This is a genomic window from Novosphingobium oxfordense (assembly GCF_044029435.1).
GTDB lineage: Bacteria > Pseudomonadota > Alphaproteobacteria > Sphingomonadales > Sphingomonadaceae > Novosphingobium.
Genome location: NZ_CP147007.1, coordinates 318,308 through 335,004, shown reverse-complemented (window position 1 = coordinate 335,004; position 16,697 = coordinate 318,308). Strand labels below are relative to the sequence as shown.

20 protein-coding genes and 1 pseudogene are annotated in these 16,697 nt (G+C 61.5%); 13 read left to right on the top strand and 8 right to left on the bottom strand.

Going from position 1 to position 16,697, the window contains the following annotated elements; translation table 11 throughout:
• Window positions 1-63 precede the first annotated feature (63 nt).
• From WBP07_RS21575 to WBP07_RS21560, 4 genes are all read right to left on the bottom strand, one after another.
• On the bottom strand, window positions 64-183 hold the full coding sequence (locus tag WBP07_RS21575; protein WP_395396468.1) for a benenodin family lasso peptide: 120 nt from the start codon (window positions 181-183) through the stop codon (window positions 64-66).
• A gap of 98 nt (window positions 184-281) precedes the next feature.
• Window positions 282-881, bottom strand: coding sequence for a GntR family transcriptional regulator (locus tag WBP07_RS21570; RefSeq protein WP_395396467.1), 600 nt, complete (start codon window positions 879-881; stop codon window positions 282-284).
• 36 nt (window positions 882-917) lie between these two features.
• The gene (locus WBP07_RS21565) at window positions 918-1,544 is read right to left on the bottom strand and encodes an acyl-homoserine-lactone synthase (RefSeq protein ID WP_395396466.1); all 627 of its coding nucleotides are present in this window, start codon (window positions 1,542-1,544) and stop codon (window positions 918-920) included.
• A 54-nt stretch (window positions 1,545-1,598) separates the two neighbouring features.
• Window positions 1,599-2,372 (bottom strand): autoinducer binding domain-containing protein, encoded by a 774-nt coding sequence (locus tag WBP07_RS21560; protein WP_395396465.1) that lies wholly within the window; start codon window positions 2,370-2,372, stop codon window positions 1,599-1,601.
• Between the two features lie 206 nt (window positions 2,373-2,578).
• Here WBP07_RS21560 and WBP07_RS21555 point away from each other — a divergent pair, with 206 nt between their 5' ends.
• Entirely contained in the window at window positions 2,579-2,812 is a 234-nt protein-coding gene (locus WBP07_RS21555) for a transcriptional regulator domain-containing protein (RefSeq protein WP_395396463.1), read from the top strand.
• A gap of 115 nt (window positions 2,813-2,927) precedes the next feature.
• The gene (locus WBP07_RS21550; protein WP_395396462.1) at window positions 2,928-3,368 is read left to right on the top strand and encodes a DNA -binding domain-containing protein; all 441 of its coding nucleotides are present in this window, start codon (window positions 2,928-2,930) and stop codon (window positions 3,366-3,368) included.
• Window positions 3,369-3,411: 43 nt separating this feature from the next.
• Here WBP07_RS21550 and WBP07_RS21545 read toward each other — a convergent pair whose 3' ends face one another.
• A complete protein-coding gene (locus WBP07_RS21545; protein WP_395396461.1) occupies window positions 3,412-3,903 on the bottom strand; it encodes a MucR family transcriptional regulator in 492 nt (163 codons plus the stop codon).
• A 401-nt stretch (window positions 3,904-4,304) separates the two neighbouring features.
• On the opposite strand from WBP07_RS21545, the gene WBP07_RS21540 reads away from it, so the two are divergent.
• On the top strand, window positions 4,305-5,381 hold the full coding sequence (locus tag WBP07_RS21540; RefSeq protein ID WP_395396460.1) for an IS5 family transposase: 1,077 nt from the start codon (window positions 4,305-4,307) through the stop codon (window positions 5,379-5,381).
• Between the two features lie 317 nt (window positions 5,382-5,698).
• The gene (locus tag WBP07_RS21535; protein ID WP_395396459.1) at window positions 5,699-6,193 is read left to right on the top strand and encodes a hypothetical protein; all 495 of its coding nucleotides are present in this window, start codon (window positions 5,699-5,701) and stop codon (window positions 6,191-6,193) included.
• A gap of 101 nt (window positions 6,194-6,294) precedes the next feature.
• Here WBP07_RS21535 and WBP07_RS21530 read toward each other — a convergent pair whose 3' ends face one another.
• Both WBP07_RS21530 and WBP07_RS21525 read right to left on the bottom strand, forming a co-directional pair.
• Window positions 6,295-6,813, bottom strand: a complete 519-nt coding sequence (locus WBP07_RS21530) for a lipocalin family protein (RefSeq protein ID WP_395396458.1) — start codon at window positions 6,811-6,813, stop codon at window positions 6,295-6,297.
• Window positions 6,814-7,184: 371 nt separating this feature from the next.
• Window positions 7,185-7,514, bottom strand: coding sequence for a heavy metal-binding domain-containing protein (locus WBP07_RS21525; protein WP_395396457.1), 330 nt, complete (start codon window positions 7,512-7,514; stop codon window positions 7,185-7,187).
• Here WBP07_RS21525 and WBP07_RS21520 point away from each other — a divergent pair.
• The 7 genes and pseudogenes from WBP07_RS21520 (at window position 7,450) to WBP07_RS21490 (ending at window position 12,636) form a co-directional block, all read left to right on the top strand.
• Window positions 7,450-8,154, top strand: coding sequence for a class I SAM-dependent methyltransferase (locus WBP07_RS21520; RefSeq protein WP_395396456.1), 705 nt, complete (start codon window positions 7,450-7,452; stop codon window positions 8,152-8,154). The genes WBP07_RS21525 and WBP07_RS21520 overlap by 65 nt on opposite strands.
• Window positions 8,042-8,809 carry a class I SAM-dependent methyltransferase gene (locus tag WBP07_RS21515; RefSeq protein ID WP_395396499.1) on the top strand — a complete coding sequence of 256 codons (768 nt, stop codon included), beginning with the start codon at window positions 8,042-8,044 and terminating at the stop codon, window positions 8,807-8,809. The genes WBP07_RS21520 and WBP07_RS21515 overlap by 113 nt, the downstream gene beginning before the upstream one ends.
• On the top strand, window positions 8,806-9,201 hold the full coding sequence (crcB, locus tag WBP07_RS21510) for a fluoride efflux transporter CrcB (protein ID WP_395396498.1): 396 nt from the start codon (window positions 8,806-8,808) through the stop codon (window positions 9,199-9,201). The genes WBP07_RS21515 and crcB overlap by 4 nt, the downstream gene beginning before the upstream one ends.
• Complete coding sequence (locus WBP07_RS21505) at window positions 9,173-10,030, top strand: universal stress protein (protein WP_395396455.1); 858 nt, start codon at window positions 9,173-9,175, stop codon at window positions 10,028-10,030. The genes crcB and WBP07_RS21505 overlap by 29 nt, the downstream gene beginning before the upstream one ends.
• Window positions 9,961-10,656, top strand: a pseudogene (locus WBP07_RS21500) (2,3-bisphosphoglycerate-dependent phosphoglycerate mutase). Before WBP07_RS21505 ends, WBP07_RS21500 begins: the two are co-directional and overlap by 70 nt.
• Before the next feature lie 13 nt (window positions 10,657-10,669).
• The gene (gene eno, locus WBP07_RS21495; protein ID WP_395396454.1) at window positions 10,670-11,968 is read left to right on the top strand and encodes a phosphopyruvate hydratase; all 1,299 of its coding nucleotides are present in this window, start codon (window positions 10,670-10,672) and stop codon (window positions 11,966-11,968) included.
• A 41-nt stretch (window positions 11,969-12,009) separates the two neighbouring features.
• Window positions 12,010-12,636 (top strand): histidine phosphatase family protein, encoded by a 627-nt coding sequence (locus WBP07_RS21490; protein ID WP_395396453.1) that lies wholly within the window; start codon window positions 12,010-12,012, stop codon window positions 12,634-12,636.
• A 267-nt stretch (window positions 12,637-12,903) separates the two neighbouring features.
• On the opposite strand, the gene WBP07_RS21485 is transcribed toward WBP07_RS21490, so the two are convergent.
• On the bottom strand, window positions 12,904-13,506 hold the full coding sequence (locus tag WBP07_RS21485) for a TetR/AcrR family transcriptional regulator (protein ID WP_395396452.1): 603 nt from the start codon (window positions 13,504-13,506) through the stop codon (window positions 12,904-12,906).
• Between WBP07_RS21485 and WBP07_RS21480 the strand changes: the two genes are divergently transcribed.
• A complete protein-coding gene (locus WBP07_RS21480; RefSeq protein WP_395396451.1) occupies window positions 13,505-14,950 on the top strand; it encodes a carotenoid oxygenase family protein in 1,446 nt (481 codons plus the stop codon). The two genes, WBP07_RS21485 and WBP07_RS21480, sit on opposite strands and share 2 nt — an antisense overlap.
• Window positions 14,951-14,988: 38 nt before the next feature.
• A complete protein-coding gene (locus WBP07_RS21475) occupies window positions 14,989-15,696 on the top strand; it encodes a VC0807 family protein (RefSeq protein ID WP_395396450.1) in 708 nt (235 codons plus the stop codon).
• Window positions 15,697-16,697 lie beyond the last annotated feature (1,001 nt).

Below are 16,697 nucleotides of genomic sequence, written 5' to 3'. Positions count from 1 at the left end.
GTGTTCCGATAGTGGGAGGAACGAGGAAAGGGATGCGCGAGGCTATCGCGCATCCCCGTTCGCTCAGTCTTCGGCGAGGCCCACAAGCGGATCACCGATGCCGAAATCGGGATTCTGGCCCCCGAGGCCCTGGGTTTCGATGCTGGCAGTGCCCAGCTCGATCACGTCGTCATTTCGTTCCATGACAGTTTCCTCGTTAATCGCCGCGACATTGCGGCAGCGAGGATTTTATGGCGTCGATAAGAATATATGAAATTTATATTGAAAATATAGAACGAATGTTATTTGTGATTGTCGATGTTTTGAAACGCCGTGATTATTAATTTTGGAACGATCGTCAATCTCTCCTTGTGATACTCTTGTATGAGCAATTTGGTGGACCCTGGGCTTTGCTCTAGCGAAGCGGCGATAGCCCGAATCTCGTCGACGCCGTTCTCGATGACCGCCGATTCGATCTGGCGGATGTAGGCAAGTCGGGAATTGGCCGAAGCGACCTGCATGACGATCTCGGCGCTGCGCGAACGCGCCGCGATGTACGAGAACAGGTCGGCTGCATCCATCGGTTCGGTATGGTTGCCGGTGGGCGTGGGGGATCCGCGGCTCATGCGAAGCGCCATACGCACGAGTTCGTCGTTCCAGCGGTAGAGATCGCGCAGGCCGATCTCGTTGACGGCGGGGACATGAAAGCCCTCGCTGGAGCGCGTCTCGACAAGCCGCTCTCCTGCGAGCCGGTGCAGGGCATCGCGGATCGGCGTTGCGCTGCTGGCGAATTCCAGGGCCAGCCTCGCCGGCTCCAGCCGGGCTCCCGGCGTGAAAGTGCCGTTGGCGAGGGCCCGCTTCAGCCGATCGTACACCCGTTCAGCAGTGGTGCCGGCGTTCATGAGAGCAGCCTCCGGCCTGCCTGGTGGGAAAAAGGCTCAGTGAACATGATTGGTCTCACCACATCGTGCGCGCGCCGGGGCAGGTGCGCAGACGCCCCCGCGTTCGAGCAGGGTTGGCGTATCCTCCTCGATCTCGATGAGCATGGCGCCGAGGGTCTTGCCGTCCACGACTTTGGGCACGCCAAGGGGACGGCATCTCCAGCCGAACGTGAGGATCTGGCGCAGCCAGGAGAGGTCGGCCACGCCGGTGTATCGCTCGATGCCGTTGGCGAGTGCGAAGGCGACAAGCGCGTGCACAAGTTCGTTTTTCGCTTCGCGCCTCTCGGCCGCAGTAGAACGACGTTCAAGGCAGAACCGTGTAATTTCCATCGTCGTCGGGCCGCGCGGAATAGCCTCGTCGCATAGCGCGGGAAACAGCGTATCGAGGATATGCGGTCGGTTCGTCGGCAGCAGGCGAGCAGAGGCGCGGTGAGCGCCATGCTTGTCGGATAGAACGATGTACATCGCCGCCTCGTTGTCGAACTGGTCGAGTTCGAACCGACCGGCAAGGGGTGGCAGTTCCCAGCGCAACAGGTCGATAAAGACGCGCTTTCGTGCTTCGAACATGTTTCGAAGCACGAGGTGCTCGTTTGCGGCAGGGGTGTTGGACAGGCAGTGGATCATGGCGAACCTCCATTGAAAAGGTTCGCAAATGTGCGCTCGGAATTCGGCGCCGGGCTATTCACGGTTCCGTGTATAGGAGCCGGCCGGCACTTCGGGGAAACTGATCACTCCGTTCCGACACGCGAGGAAAGCCAGCAATGGTCTGTTCAGCGCTCCGAGCTTTTTGCAGGCGTCGTTGACATGGCGCCGAACTGTCGCTTCGCTGATACCGAGGATTTTCCCGGTGTCCCAATCGCTCTTGCCGGCCATCATCCAGATCAGGCACTCACGCTGGCGCTTGGTGAGCAGCGCAGACTCGATGCATTCCATGGCTTTGGCGAGGCCGACCAGCCGGCGCGCTGCCGCGAAGACTTCCGGCGCGACGAGCCTGGCGAGAATGAGGCCGTCCTCGTCGAGCGGCCGGCCCGGTGCCGTCGCGAAAGTACACGATCCGAGAAATTCTCCAGGGACATTCGAGGGGACCGTGAATCCGTCGTAGAGGCCGTGCTGTCTAGCCAGATCGAGGAAGCGCTCGTCGTAGGCACCGAATTCCACGAGTTCGTGAGCCTCCCGCCAAAGGAACGGGTTCTGCGTTCTTCCGGATGCGCGGTGCACGAAATCCCGGCCGACGAAACCGTTGCGGTCGTAGAAGTCGATCCACTCTGCGGGATAGTTCAGCAGGCGGAAGGCCTGCGGCTTGCCGGTGCCCCAATCGATGTGATGACCGATCGCATAGTAGTCGCAGCCGACCGCTTGGGTGATCTTGTTGAGGGCAAGATCAAGGTCGGCGAGATCTTTGGTTGCCCGAACCAGTTCCTTGAACTTTTCGTATGCAGCTTTGACGCCCATGCTCTGACCCGGCTCTTCGCGGCGTCTCAAGCCGCCAGGATGCGTCGAGCCGTCCTTTCCGCTTACGGGCGAAATCGCTTCGGGCCCTCATTCCCTCCACAATCCGCGTTTCTACGTGGCAGGCAACCTATCGAAGCGCGGGGGCGACGCGATGTGATTTGCGTCACACAAACGTCACAATCCCGGCTGGCGAGCGTCGTGATCCCATGACGGTCGGCAGGGGGAGAGCCGCGGACTGGCGCGATATTTCGTGCTATCGTGCTCTTGCCAAGCTCGATCGCGCTGCCCTCATGTGGGAGTGGCTTCGCCGCGATCCGGCCTACGCCGCGTGGTATTCCTGTGCGAGCGAGGTGACGCGGGGCGGAGAAGACGGGGAGGTGACCCGAAAATGGGGACTTCACTTTCGCCGAGAACCCCGCAGTCGGCGCCTGCGGGGCTAAGCTTATCTGGAGTGCCGAGCTCGATTCCAGCACACTCGAGGTCGAGGCATTTGCCGCGTCCCTCGGCGATCCCGATGCCGTCGACCCGCACTGGTTCCGCTCCTGGCTTGATCTCGTGATAGGGGGCGACGGGCGCGAGCATGCTGTACTGGCGGAAGGGCGGTGCCGGATAAGGCTCGATGTAGCCAGCGGATCGCTGCGGGGTGGGCCCGTCGTACTTCGTTACAGGTTGTCGGGCGTCGCCGCTCTGCGTCCACGGATCCTGCCGCTTCGGCAATTGTTGGCCCTGTGTAGCCACAGGCGATTTGTGATGTCGCTGTTCCCGCCTGATCCGAAGATGGGGCGTTTTGTCGATGCTCTCAGAGTGCACGATGCGCTGGTGGATGGCGCAAGCACTACGCAGATCGTCGAGGCGTTTTACGGGACCGAGCGCGCTATGCAAGACGGCGACTGTGGTTCGGATTCCTTGAAATCGCGGATCCGCCGCCTCATCCGCGAAGCGCGGGCGATGGCGGCGGGGAAATATTGCTCGCTGTTGGGCAAGGAGGTTTCATGACGGCTTGTCGGCCTCGATGCGGCTGCCTGATTTCCGCAGGCCTTTAGCCCGCTTCGATGCCAAGCTTGCGCTTGGCCTTGGGCGCGGTCGCCGTCTCGATTTTGGGGTTGGCGCTGGTGTTTTCGGCTGCTTGGGCCTTCTTTCGGCCACCCTTGCTGCCAAGTCCGATGCTCTGTGCCATTTGCGAGCGCTTGGCCGCGTATTCAGGCGCGACCATCGGGTAATCGGCCGCGAGTTTCCAGCGCGCCCGGTATTCCTCGGGTGTCAGGCCATGCTGCGCCATGAGGTGACGCTTCAAGGTCTTCTGCCTGGCACCGCATTCGAGGCAGATGACCACGTCGGGTTTGACCGACGACCGGACCGCGATTGCCGGTACCCGCACTTCCTCAAACGGCTCGACCGGCTCACCGAGCTTGTCGAGCGAGTTGTAAACCGTGGCAATGAGCTGCGGGAGCTGGTCAGTCGAAACGACGTTGTTCGTTACGTGCGCGGCGACGATATCGCCGGTCAATTCGAGGAGAGCCTCTTTCATCATGTCGATTTGCTACCCGCTTTTTAAGGTCTATCGCGCCCACAGGTTCCCAAGCATTAAATTATTGAAAGCGCAAGTTGAAACCTGCTTGCGGCGCGGTCTCCGACAATTCCTGGCTAGTAATTACGGATAGTTTTGCTCGGTCGGGCTTTGACCATTTCTAAGAGCACGGGCCTTGACTGCGGAAGGGAGGGCGTGCGCACAGGGTATGCGGGGAATGGAGAATTGCCGGCCGCGCTATCCGTGTTCTGGCTTTATTCGTTGAGATGGGTGTTTCCCTCGCTGAGGCGTCCAACTTGATCCCCTGGCATGTATACGTGTTCGTCGCAGTCGGACACCTTGATTTACCTGTAGCGGTGTGTGCGGGATTGTGATTCCATCGAGCTGAGCGATGGAGGCGTGAAGTGTCGGCACAGCGTGGCTTTTTCGATCTCGACGAGCGGTATGCAGCCTTGTCCGCGGCGGGCGATCCGCTGGAGAAGCTGGCCGGTCTGATCGACTTCGAGATATTCCGGCCCGCGCTGGATGCGGCCTTGCAGCGTTCTGATGGTAGCAGGGGCGGTCGCCCGCCGCTTGACGCAGTCATGATGTTCAAGACGCTGATCCTGCAGACACTCTACGGATTGTCGGACGCGCAAGCCGAGTTCCAGATCCTGGACCGCCGCAGCTTCGGTCGCTTCCTGGGGCTCGACGATGGCGATAACACACCGGATGAGACGACGATCTGGCGTTTTCGCGAAGCTCTGGTCCGGGCGAATGCGATCGAGACTTTGTTCGCCCGGTTCGACGCTCACCTCAAGTCGCTGGGTTATCTGGCCATGGGTGGGCAGATCGTGGATGCCAGCATCATCTCGGCTCCGCGCCAGCGCATGACAGACGAAGAGCGCGCCGTTGTCAGGGAGGGTGGCATTCCCCAGGCCTGGGCGGCGAAGCCGGCGAGGCTCGCACAGAAAGACCGTGATGCGCGCTGGACGCTCAAGCGGGGGCGGCGCAAGAAGGGTGCGGATGGAAAATTCCTGGCGGAAATCGCCACGCCCATGTTCGGGTACAAGTCGCATATCGGCATCGACCAGCGCCATGGCTTCATTCGTACCTGGTCGGCCTGTGACGCCGCCCGTTACGACGGCCGGGAATTGCCGGAATTGATTGATCCGGCCAACACCGGCAGCGCAATCTGGGCAGACACGGCCTATCGCAGCCAGAAAAATGAACGCGCCATTCTGCGCGCCGGGCTCATCTCGAAGATCCACTTCCGCAGAGCGCCGGGCAAGCCGCTCCCCGGGCAGCGCCAGCGCGCCAATGCCGCCCGGTCCAGGGTCCGCTCCGCCGTCGAGCATGTCTTCGCCACCCAGAAGCACCGAATGGGCCTGTTCATCCGTACCATCGGCATAGAGCGTGCCAAGGCAAAGATCGGTCTCGCCAACATCGCGTTCAACTTCAAACGCTTCCTCTACTGGGAATGTCGGCCGAACTCGGCATGATGCACGCCGGCACCGCGCTGATGCCTCCACAGAGCGCCCCCGGTTGGCAGAAAACACCCCGTAGCCGCGCGCGCCATGCCCAAGACTGCGTCTGATACCCTCAGACCGATACCCAAGCCGAGTAAATCAGGGTGTCCAGTCGCTTCGCCCGCTGGCGGAACCAATGAGCACCAATGCAGCTTGAACTGTCAACGAACGCACCGTCCGTCCTCACGAATTCGTCATTAGTTACGAGCGTTCGGTTAATTTACGTGCGCTATTGAAATCGAGCACTTCTCTGGTACTTGCGCGTCCTTCCAAACACCCAGGGGGGAACAATGAAGAAGACTTCGGCTGCAATTGCGGCCATGATTGCGCTTGTCTCGGCTACACCGGCCTTTGCCTCGGACGTTGTCCTTGAAGCCAACGGTGCGCGTTCAGAGGGGCAGTGGGGCGGCGAGCTCGGCGCGGGTTACAAGATTCCTGTCTTTGCAGGTCTGCGCCTGACCCCGGCTGCGGGCGCCTTCCTCTACAAGGGCGACAACGATCGCTACTACGAAGACTATAACGGGGGCAATGAGCGCTGCCGCGACAGTTCGAACGGCCAATACGCAAGCGATAGCAAGTGCAACAACCTCGCCGCCAAATTCTATGGCCGCATCGAGGCGACCTACACGATCCCGGCCGCATTCACTTTCGGCGTCGGCGCGCGCTACATGAGCAGTGAGGTGCGCCCTTACGGCACCGTGGCGGTGCCGATCGCGCCGCGCATCGATCTCAAGGGCAACGCCGGCAGCCATTATTTCGCTGCAGGTTTGCTCGCGCATTTCTGATCTTGCGAGGGGCGGCGTTGCTCGCCGCCCCGATTAGTCCGGTTCGTGCAGGTCTGTACGGCTTTCGTCGGGCAAGTCACGGATGTCTGTCAGGCACTGACTTAGTCGATGAAGGCGCTGGCGGGGACTGCTTCACCGCTCTGTTTGGTCCAGATCAACTTGGACAAGTCGAAGCCCATCGCCCTTGCTGTGCCGAGCATGCCTTCGACCGTTTCGGGATGCGGGTTAGGTGTCCTTGCCAGAACCCAGAGATGATGGCGGTCGGGAGTGCCGACAAGCGCGGTCTCGTAATCGGGCGTGATCGCAAGCACCCAGTAGTCTCCCTTTGTGAAGGGTATCCACCTCAGGTATTCGGGCAGGAAGCTCACCTTGAGCTTGGCGTTGCTGGCATCGGCCGCCTGCGCCTGGCCGATTGCCCGGTCGGGTTTTCCGTCCTCGTCGCGCAGCCGGTTCTCGACACGGACCGTTCCGTCCTCGTTCAGCGAATAGGTAGCGGTGATGTCGTTCGCCTTTGCTGGCTCGTATTTGAGCGGAAGGCGGCAGATTTCGAACCAGGTGCCGAGATAACGATCGAGATCCAGTTCGGCGACGGCACGGACTTGGGTGTTGGGATCTGACATGCGATTACCTCCGCCAGCCCAACCGGCGAATGTGCGCGATGGTTCCACCTCCGATCGCGCCTGGGTGGTGCAGCGGTTGACGCGGCGGCTGCAATTGCGGTTCGAGCAGTTTTCGATCGAGGGCGGGGCCAATTGGGTGTGACGATACTGGAGAGGTAAGGGACGGCGGCGGCTCGGGGGTCGAATGAGCCTGCCGCCGTTGCTGGGTCGGATCGCACCTTCCAGCCCCCTTCTCCCTTTACGGGAGAAGGGCACCATGGACGAGCTGTGCCGCGCTGCAACTCCAAATAGGGATGATATCTCAAAGGATTACGGCAATTTCTAATAGGTGGCGCCCGGCGCGAGAAACGTGCAGGCCGGCAGCGGCGCCACTACTCCTCCCCGAATTCGCCCGCGAGCCAGCGCGAGATTTCCTGGGCACGGGCAAGCGATGCTTCGAACTTGCCGAACCTTTCCATCACATCGTCATCGAGGATCGCCTCGAGATTGCGGATAGTGACTGCGGTCCCCTGCATATTGACGGTCGCTGCGTTGTTCGCAGTCGTACCGTAGTCGACATCGACCCCGATGATGCAGTTGGCGCCCATGGCGGCCGCCTTGGTGACGAGGATAGAGCGAGCCGTGCTTTCGCCGCTGTTGACCTTGAAGGCCATGCCGGTGGACGTATTGGTCGCACCTAAAAGTCGTCTCGACGCAAACATTGAGCGGTATCGGTATCTTGACGACATGATCTCGGTCGGCCGCCTAACGGTCGCGATCGGCAACGAACAGCCTTTCAGCGTCGGCGCCATTCCCATCGACCTTCCCCGGCTCGACATAGCCATTCGCGTCAAGGACCGCTGGACCGCGAACCTCATCGCGCTCGATCCCGAATATCAGCTTGGGCAAGCCTGGATGGACGGCGCGCTCACCATTGAACAGGGGGCGCTCGACGGGTTCATGGATCTGATCGGGCGCAACATGAGCCGCAAGCCCTGGCCTGGGCCGCTCGCATGGAGCCGGGAATGGCTGGCGCGTGCGCTAACTCGGACCAACTCGCCGGGCCGCTCGCGCCGCAATGTCGCCCATCATTATGATCTGTCGGAAGGCTTCTACCGGCTCTTTCTCGACGCCGATCTCCAATATAGCTGCGCCTATTTTTCCGATCCCGGCATGACGCTGGAAGAGGCGCAGACCGCAAAAAAAAGCGCATATCGCAGCGAAGCTCGATCTGCGGCCCGGCTCGCGGATACTCGACATTGGGTGCGGGTGGGGCGGGATGGCCTTGTCGCTCGCGCAAATGGCGGACGTGCATGTGACCGGCATCACGCTTTCGGTCGAACAGCTCCGCGTGGCGCGTGAACGCGCATCGGCCGCGGGCCTTGCCGATCGGGTCCGCTTTGAACTGATCGACTATCGCCAGATGGAGGGCCGGTTCGACCGGATCGTCTCGGTCGGCATGTGCGAGCATGTGGGGCGCGAGCATTTCGGGGAGTATTTCGCAGGAATCGACCGCTTACTTGCTGATGAAGGGGTGGCGCTGGTTCACTCGATCGGGCGCAAGGATGAAGGCCCCGGCTACAACCGCTGGATGCGCGAGCATATCTTTCCAGGCGGTTATATCCCCGCCGCGAGCGAGGCGCTGTCCGCGCTCGAAGCCACCGGATTGTGGCTGACCGACATGGAAGTCCTGCGACTTCACTATGCCGAAACGCTGCGCCAGTGGCGGCTGAGGGTCGCCGTCCACCGGGAGACGATCGAAGCGATCTACGATGCGCGCTTCTATCGTATGTGGGAGTTCTATCTGGCATCCTGCGAGATGGGTTTCCGCTTTGACGGGATGATGGTCTTTCAGCTTCAGATCGCCCGCGAAATCGAAAGCCTGCCGATCACGCGCGATTATATCGGGCCAGCGGAGACACACCTGATCGGCGATCGGGACAAGCGCGCAACCACAACCCGCGCCAACCACAGGGAGACACGAATGGTCGGAACGGAGGCGGCTGATAGATGCTGACCTATGCCTGGATCGCGGCGGGTGGGGCCATCGGCACCATTGCCCGCTACTGGATCAACCTGATTTTCACCGCCCGTTTCGGCGAGGCGCTGCCATGGGGAACGATCTTCATCAACATCAGCGGGTCGTTCGTCATCGGACTGTTCGCCGCGCTGACCGAAACGGGCGGGCGGCTTCCGGTGCCCCCTGAAATCCGCAATTTCATGCTGGTGGGGCTTTGCGGCGGCTACACCACCTTTTCTTCCTTCAGCCTGCAAACGCTGGCTCTCATCCAGACCGGCGAGCCAGGGCGCGCCCTCGCCAATGTCCTCTTGTCCGTCACGATCTGCATTCTCGCCGTCTGGCTGGGCTTCTCGCTGCCCGATGCCTTTGCCCGCCTGTTCAGGAGTTAACCCCCATGAGTATCCCAGCGTGAGAATCCTCGCCGTCATCACCGACGCCAAAAGCGTTCGCCCCTGTCTCGATGCCGCCGTCATGGCGGCCAGGATCGACCCCTATTCTCATATCGCGGGCCTGCATGTCGTGGGCGATCCCGATCGGCTCGTTGCGCCGAGCGAGGAAGTGCAGTTTCAACGCCTTCGCGAAAGGACCGAAGGAACCGCCCGTGACAAGGCCAAGGCAGTCGAGGCGGAATTTCTGTGTTGGAATGTCGGCGCCGACGAGCGAACCCCGCGCATAACCTGGGAGGCTCCCGTCGGCGCGGAGGAGGAGATGATCGTTCGGGCCGCCCAGAATGCCGATCTGCTCGTCCTCGTGCAGGGGCATGATATGGACAGCGGCGATGCCCGCCACGCCGCGATCCGCGAAGCCGGCAAGCCCTTGCTGCTTCTCCCGGCGAACTGGAAGGCGCGATCCGAGCGCTTTGCTCACATTGCCGTCGCATTGAGCGACACACCCATAGCCGCCGATGCGATCGACGCGGCGCTGCCGTGGTTGCAGGCGGCTGAGACGGTGACGGCGCTGCGGATCGGAAGCGAGGACGATCCTGCGCTGGCGCTGGCCGATCGGGTCCGTACCGCAGGCATCGACGTTGATATGCGGATCATCCCCCCTGAAAGTGATGATCGCGGCGCGCAGATTGTCCATGAGGCTAAGTCTATCGGTGCCGATCTGCTCGTGGCCGGGGCCTATCGCCACGGCCTGCTTGTTGAATGGCTGCTGGGCGGAACGACCCGGCATATGCTCGCGGCTGCCGAACTGCCGCTGTTTCTGGTGCATTGATGGGGAGGGGCGCCGTCAACCTCGTCGTCATGCGGCACGGAGAGAGCGAAACCAATGCGGCCACTGTGTTCACGGGGCTGAGCGATCCGCCCCTGTCGGCGCGCGGCCACGACGAGGCGGCGCAGGTCGCGCACCGGCTTGGGCTTGCGTGACTGATTCCGGCGCGGATCTTCTGCTCGCCGACGATCCGCGCGAGCGAAACGGTCGAGATTATGCAGCGCGTGCTTGAAAACCGCGAAACCTCCGTTTCGGTCATATCCGCGCTTCATGAGCGCGACTATGGCGCGCTGACGGGGCGGAACAAGGATGAAGCCGCCGACGAGTTCGGTGCTGAACAAGTGCGGCTTTGGCGGCGCTCCTATGCCGAAACCCCGCCCCAGGGCGAAAGCCTGCGCGATACCGCCGCTCGCGTGTTGGCCGCCTATGTCAATACCATCTTGCCCGCCGCGATGGCGGGCGGCACCACCCTTGTCGTCTCGCACGGCAATACGCTGCGCGCGCTGTGCATGGCGCTCGACGGCCTCACCCCGGCGCAAGTCGAGAGCTTCCACCTCCTGACCGGCGCTACCATCCACTACACATTGAGCGAGACGACAGCCATCGTCGGCCGCTCGGTTCTTGCCTGACCGGAGTTAGCCAATGTCCCCCAGCACCCGTATCGCCAATCTCTATGGCCGCGAAATCCTCGACTCGCGCGGCAATCCGACGCTTGCCGTCACGCTCGTCCTCGAAAGCGGCGCGGAAGCCAGCGCTGCCGTTCCATCCGGCGCGTCCACCGGCGCCAATGAGGCGGTCGAGCTGCGCGACGGCGATCCTGCCCGCTATGGCGGCAAGGGCGTTCTGCAAGCTATCGGTCGGGTCGAAGGTCCAATCGCCTCGGCCCTTCAGGGGCATGACGTTTGCGATCAGGCGGCGCTTGATCGGGCCATGATTGCCCTCGATGGGACGCCGAACAAGGCCCGCCTCGGCGCGAACGCCATTCTCGGCGTCTCGATGGCAGCGGCGCGCGCGGCGTCGATCGTGGAAGGCGTGCCGCTCTACCAGCAACTCGGCGGGGAGGGGGCCTGCCTGCTTCCGATGCCGTCGATGAATGTCCTCAACGGCGGAAAGCACGCCGACAGCGGCCTTGATTTTCAGGAGTTCATGATTGTTCCGGTCGGCGCGCCTAGCTTTGCCGAAGCCCTGCGCTATGGCGCAGAAACCTATGCGGCGATCCGGTCCATCCTGCACAAGCGGGGCCTCAAGACCGCCGTAGGGGATGAAGGCGGCTTTGCCCCGGCGCTCGAAAACAACGAGGAGGCCTGCGAGCTGATAGTCGCGGGCGTTGAGGCCGCAGGCTACAGGCCAGGACAGGATATAGCTATCGCGCTCGATCCTGCCGCATCATCCTTCGGCAGAGGCGGGGTCTATGATCTGGCGCGCGCGGGCCAGGCTCGCCTTGATCGCACCGCGATGCTCGCCCTCTATGGCCGCTGGATCGACGCCTATCCGATTGTCTCGATCGAGGACGGCTTTGCGGAGGACGACTGGCAAGGCTTTGTCGAACAGACGACCGCGCAGGGGCAGCGCATTCAGGTGATGGGCGACGATATCACTGTCACCAATCCGCACTTCATCCAGGAAGCAATCGACCGCAAGGCGATGAACGCGGTCCTCATCAAGCTCAATCAGATCGGCACCGTCACTGAGACGGTCGATGCGGTGAACCTCTGCCACAAGGCGGGTTGGGGCACGATGGTGTCGCACCGCTCCGGAGAAACCAACGACGATTTCATTGCCGACTTCGCGGTGGCGGTGGGCGCGGGGCAGATGAAGTCCGGCGCGCCGTGCCGCGGCGAACGTCTCGCCAAATATAACCGGCTGCTCGAGATCGAACGGATGCTGGGCAAGCGCGCATTCTTCACCAACCCCTTCACCAACCCCTTCGCCAAAGCCTGAAGGTCGAAGCGCGAAAGGCCAAATCCAGGAAAGGAACGTCCATGAAACTCATTCTCGTCCGTCACGGCCATGTCGAGGGCATCGCGCCGCCGCGCTTCCGGGGCCGCCAGGAAGTGCCGCTCACTGACCTCGGCCGCAAGCAGGCCGTCGCCTCGGCGGCCAGGATTGCAAGCGAATGGAAGGTCGATGCCGTCTATACCAGTCCCATGAGCCGATCGTCGGACACGGCACAGGCCATCGCCGGTCACTACGGCTTGGCTCCCCGGACCATCCCCGAACTGGTGGATTTCGACTATGGCGAGTGGGGCTGGAAAACCCATGAGGAAGTGCAGGATGGATGGCAGACCCTCTATGATCTCTGGTTTAGCGCGCCGCAACTCGTCCGTATTCCCGGTGGCGATACGCTTCAGGAGCTTGCGCTGCGCGCGGCCGATGCCCTGCGCCTGATGCTCGAAGCGCACCGCGATCAAACGGTGGTGGCGGTCGGCCATGACAGCGTGAATCGGGCCTTGCTGCTGCAATTGCTGGACCTGCCGCTTTCGGGCTACTGGCGCCTCGAACAATATCCGTGCTGCATCAACGAAATCGACATAGATCGGCGGATTTCGGTTCATCGCATCAACGAGTATGGGCATCTGCTCGGCCTGTCAGAAACGGACCCGGCCTGAGTGAGAAGGGGGCGGACGGCGTGAGAGAACGCTTCATGTCGTTTGCCGACGCCACCAAGTCTTTTGGCAAGAGGACAGTCGGCAAGGTGCTATCGGAACCTTCCGGCCGGATACTTCAGAACGGGGCGGAAGGCGGTCGATAGCACTGCGGAAGCTGCCGAAAGCATGTGAAGCAACAACGCTCGATCGGCTTCTTAAGGACAGATATTTGCCCCCGGTGAAAGCAACGTATGTTTCCAGGGTGGGCGCAGCGCTTCGTTGCTGCCTTCAGCAGATGGCCTTCTCTATAAGCTCATCGTCGACTGCCACTTGTCCGTCGAGCATGAGCATTGCGAGACCATGGACAAGCGCCCAGGACTGCACCGCGCGAACCTCCTGGTCGCCGCCGCCGCGCCGTACAGTAGCGGCAGCGTTCGCCTGCAATAAATTATGCGCCTCGGAGCCAATGTCGCTCTTCACGCCGCCGACCAGAAGCGCTGGTGAGGCAAAGATAAGGCGGAACAGCGCCGGATTGGCCAGCGCGAAGCGGACATAGGCACGGCCTGTTTCCTTGAAACCGGCAGCGCCGCCACCGACCGCGTCCGAGGCAGCCCGCTGAGCCGCGCCCAGTTGTGCGAGGCCCTCTAGCGCCAGAGCCGTCATCAGCGCTTCCTTGTCCGGGAAGTGTCGGTAGACCGATGTGGCGCTCACGCCGACCGAACGCGCCAGTTCGCGAAGGGAGAGCGAATCAGCATCGCGTTCGCTGAGCATCCGCAACCCTTCCGAGATCAGGCTTTGGCGCAGATCACCATGATGGTAGGGCTTTTTATCGATGTTGACACTGTTACTATTCCTACTCATAGTAACAGCGTAAACATTGGAGGTGGTCATGGGAAGCCCTATCGAGACCTTGATACGCGACACCGTCGCCAAAGGGGTGGAAACCCTCGCAGCCTTCAACCGGAAGCGCTTGGCTGCGCCGGTTGACGGCAATCCATTCCTGACCGGCATTCACGCGCCGATGAAGGAGGAACTCACACTGCACGAACTTGCGGTGACGGGCACGGTCCCTTCGGGTCTGAACGGTCGCTACCTGCGCATCGGACCCAATCCCGTCGAACCCGATCCGGCGTCCTATCACTGGTTCATCGGCGACGGCATGGTCCATGGTCTTGCCATCGAGCACGGCAAGCCTCTGTGGTATCGCAATCGCTGGATCCGCTCCAACGCCGTCGCCGAGGCGCTGGGAACGACACCTGCTCCGGGACCCAGGCACCGGTTCGATACAGTGAACACGAATGTGGTCGAGATCGCCAGGCGCACGTTTGCGCTGGTGGAGGGCGGCAGTTTTCCCGTCGAACTCGACACGGATCTGGGCGACCAGACCTACAATCCCTTCGACGGATCCTTGAAAGGAAGCTTCGCCGCTCATCCGCATCGCGATCCCCGCACGGGCGAGAACCATGCGATCTGCTATGATGGCCGCGAGCCGGGCATGATCCGCCATGTCGTGATCAGTGATGCCGGCACAGTCATTCGCGAAGAGCCCGTTTCGGTGCAGCACGGGCCAATGATCCACGACTGCGCGATTACGGAACGCTTTGTGGTGATCCTCGACCTGCCGGTAACCTTCTCCATGAAAACGCTGATCGAAGGTCATGGCTTCCCTTACCGTTGGAACCCCAATCATCAGGCCCGAGTGGGACTTATGCCTCGCAGCGGCACCCAGGACGATATCATCTGGTGTCCGGTGGCCCCTGGCTACGCCTTTCACGTCGCCAACGCATATGACGCGCCCGGTGGTGAAGCCGTCATAGACCTGTGCGCTTACGAGAGCATGTTCGATGGCTATGGCGCAGGGCCAAGTTCGCGCTGCCGCGGATTGGAGCGTTGGACGGTCGATCCGGTCAGCCGAGCCGTCAACGTTCAGACGCTGGACACCGCGGCCCAGGATTTTCCACGCATCGATGAGCGTTTCTTTGGCCTGCCCCACCGCTTCGTCTGGAGTATCGCAACTCCCGAAATCCCGAACAGGCAGTTCATTGGCGCCACCCGCATTCTCGCGTACGATGTCTTGACCGGCGAACATGCGGTTCATGACTTCGGGCCGGGCCGTTTCCCCGGGGAATTCGTCTTCGTTCCGGAGAGTGCTGAGGTGCCTGAAGGACACGGCTGGCTCATCGGCCTGGTCGTCGATCTGCCCAAAGAGACGACGGACCTCGTCATTCTCGATGCGCGCCGTTTCGCCGAGCCGCCGGTTGCCAGCATTCATCTTCCGCATCGGATACCGCCAGGATTTCACGGTAACTGGATTGGCGAAGGCGCTGGGCAGTGAGCGCCGCCCGTCCTCCCAAAGCAATTGAGCAGAGTGTCATGAACCGCACAAGAATTTCGGATTGGATCCGGCGCCGTGGGCCTGCTTTCGCGCTCGATTGCGCGGTCAATATCGCGGCTCCGCTGGCGATATACCATCAGACCCAGGGCCCTTGGGGCGAGCTCCATGCCTTGCTGGTGTCCTCGATACCGCCGCTGCTATGGGGCATCGGCAGCTTTCTGCGCAGCCGCCGGGTCGATGCGCTTTCGGTGCTTGCAGTGGCCGGCATCGCCCTTTCGACGCTTGCCTATTTTGGCGGCGGATCGGCGCAGATGCTGCAGCTGCGCGAGAAATTGGTGACGCTCGTAATCGCGCTTGCCTTCCTGGGCTCGGCGGCCATCGGCAAACCGCTGATCTATCCGCTTGCCCGCGCGACAATGGCGCGCCAATCGGAGCAGGCGCTGGCAGAATTCGATGCCAAGGGTAATGATGCGCCGGTGCGGCACACGGTGATGGTGATGACGTTGGTCTGGGGGATCGGCCTGCTGGCGGACTTTGCCGTTTCGGTAGCTCTGATCTATCTGCTCACGATCGAGCAGTACCTCGTGGTCGGACCGATTATCGGCTATGTCGCGGTAGGGGGCATGATGCTGTGGACGATCCTTTACCGTCGTTATCGGACTCAGCACGCCGATGCGGTTCGCGTCGCAACAGTTGCCAGCACGACCAAGGATGGTGACGATTGCCACCAGAAAGCACTTACCTGACGAAATAGCCGCAGTCGCCACTCCCTCGCGCGAAGCAACGGTCTTGTTGGGCGTCTCGAATCTGGCGAGCGTGGCAGCTGTGCTTGAACCCTGTTGCCGCCGGGCCTTCCAGCATCGTGCTCACAGAAGCGGCATATCCTTGCAGGACCCGATGCCGCCGTGTCGCCCGTGTGCAGACCCTCGGAAAATCTCGCAGCGAACGTTCGGGCGTCATGAAAGGTTGTCCGCAGTGACCGAGGGCGCTTAACCGCGACCTTTAGTGGCACGTTCGTGTCCCTAGGGTGCCACCGCAGGCTTCGGCACCTGATCGACCAAGGCGGACGCACCATCTCGGCGATGCTGCGTTCCACTCGTGCTGAGCAGACCCGTTCAGATGATAGGGACTGCTGGGCGCCAGCGGCACGCTTGTCATAGTGGCGTGACATATCGAATCTCAGCCCATCCTGATCCAACCCGGAACCGCCCCATGTCGACCAAGCTTCCGATCTCGGCTCGGAACCGGAACGCAACTGCTTTCTTCATTTTTGACTGCTCGAAGAGCCGCCACCTTCGACCTAACAGGAAGAATTTCAAGCGGAAGCCTGCCATTGCGACGATATGGAATGGCAGCGGATTGTTCTCTTTTCATTTTGGACGCCAAAGCTCCATGAGCAGATGCATTGAAGGCTATTGAACCGTCGCGCAAATGGCATCACTAAGTTTGTTCCTATGCGGAGATTTGCGCAGTGCGGAAAATCTTGGGCAGCTTGGTTATAGCCTTCGCAGTCGTTTTACCCACAGCTGCGAGATCGCAGGCGACGGCGCGGTCATGTGACACGACGGAAAGAGTCGGGCCCGCGTGCCTGCTCGCGCATCAGGCTATAGCTGCGCTGCCGCAAAGTCCCGTATATTGGCACCTGGACCAGTTTCCATCGAGAGATGCAGCTGCTCAAGCAGCCGCCAAGACCAGCGTGGTTGTCGAAGCTTTTGGCTCAACGTGGCTTTTCACTCTTGAAAGTAGA

Coding starts and splice junctions, on each gene's coding strand:
- eno (WP_395396454.1), top strand. CDS start 10,670: ATGTCCCCCAGCACCCGTATCGCCAATCTCTATGGCCGCGAAATCCTC.
- WBP07_RS21555 (WP_395396463.1), top strand. CDS start 2,579: ATGACGGTCGGCAGGGGGAGAGCCGCGGACTGGCGCGATATTTCGTGC.
- WBP07_RS21485 (WP_395396452.1), bottom strand. CDS start 13,506: ATGACCACCTCCAATGTTTACGCTGTTACTATGAGTAGGAATAGTAAC.
- WBP07_RS21570 (WP_395396467.1), bottom strand. CDS start 881: ATGAACGCCGGCACCACTGCTGAACGGGTGTACGATCGGCTGAAGCGG.
- WBP07_RS21530 (WP_395396458.1), bottom strand. CDS start 6,813: ATGTCAGATCCCAACACCCAAGTCCGTGCCGTCGCCGAACTGGATCTC.
- WBP07_RS21525 (WP_395396457.1), bottom strand. CDS start 7,514: ATGTTTGCGTCGAGACGACTTTTAGGTGCGACCAATACGTCCACCGGC.
- WBP07_RS21545 (WP_395396461.1), bottom strand. CDS start 3,903: ATGATGAAAGAGGCTCTCCTCGAATTGACCGGCGATATCGTCGCCGCG.
- WBP07_RS21505 (WP_395396455.1), top strand. CDS start 9,173: ATGCCTTTGCCCGCCTGTTCAGGAGTTAACCCCCATGAGTATCCCAGC.
- WBP07_RS21490 (WP_395396453.1), top strand. CDS start 12,010: ATGAAACTCATTCTCGTCCGTCACGGCCATGTCGAGGGCATCGCGCCG.
- WBP07_RS21575 (WP_395396468.1), bottom strand. CDS start 183: ATGGAACGAAATGACGACGTGATCGAGCTGGGCACTGCCAGCATCGAA.
- WBP07_RS21480 (WP_395396451.1), top strand. CDS start 13,505: ATGGGAAGCCCTATCGAGACCTTGATACGCGACACCGTCGCCAAAGGG.
- WBP07_RS21560 (WP_395396465.1), bottom strand. CDS start 2,372: ATGGGCGTCAAAGCTGCATACGAAAAGTTCAAGGAACTGGTTCGGGCA.
- WBP07_RS21535 (WP_395396459.1), top strand. CDS start 5,699: ATGAAGAAGACTTCGGCTGCAATTGCGGCCATGATTGCGCTTGTCTCG.
- WBP07_RS21475 (WP_395396450.1), top strand. CDS start 14,989: ATGAACCGCACAAGAATTTCGGATTGGATCCGGCGCCGTGGGCCTGCT.
- WBP07_RS21565 (WP_395396466.1), bottom strand. CDS start 1,544: ATGATCCACTGCCTGTCCAACACCCCTGCCGCAAACGAGCACCTCGTG.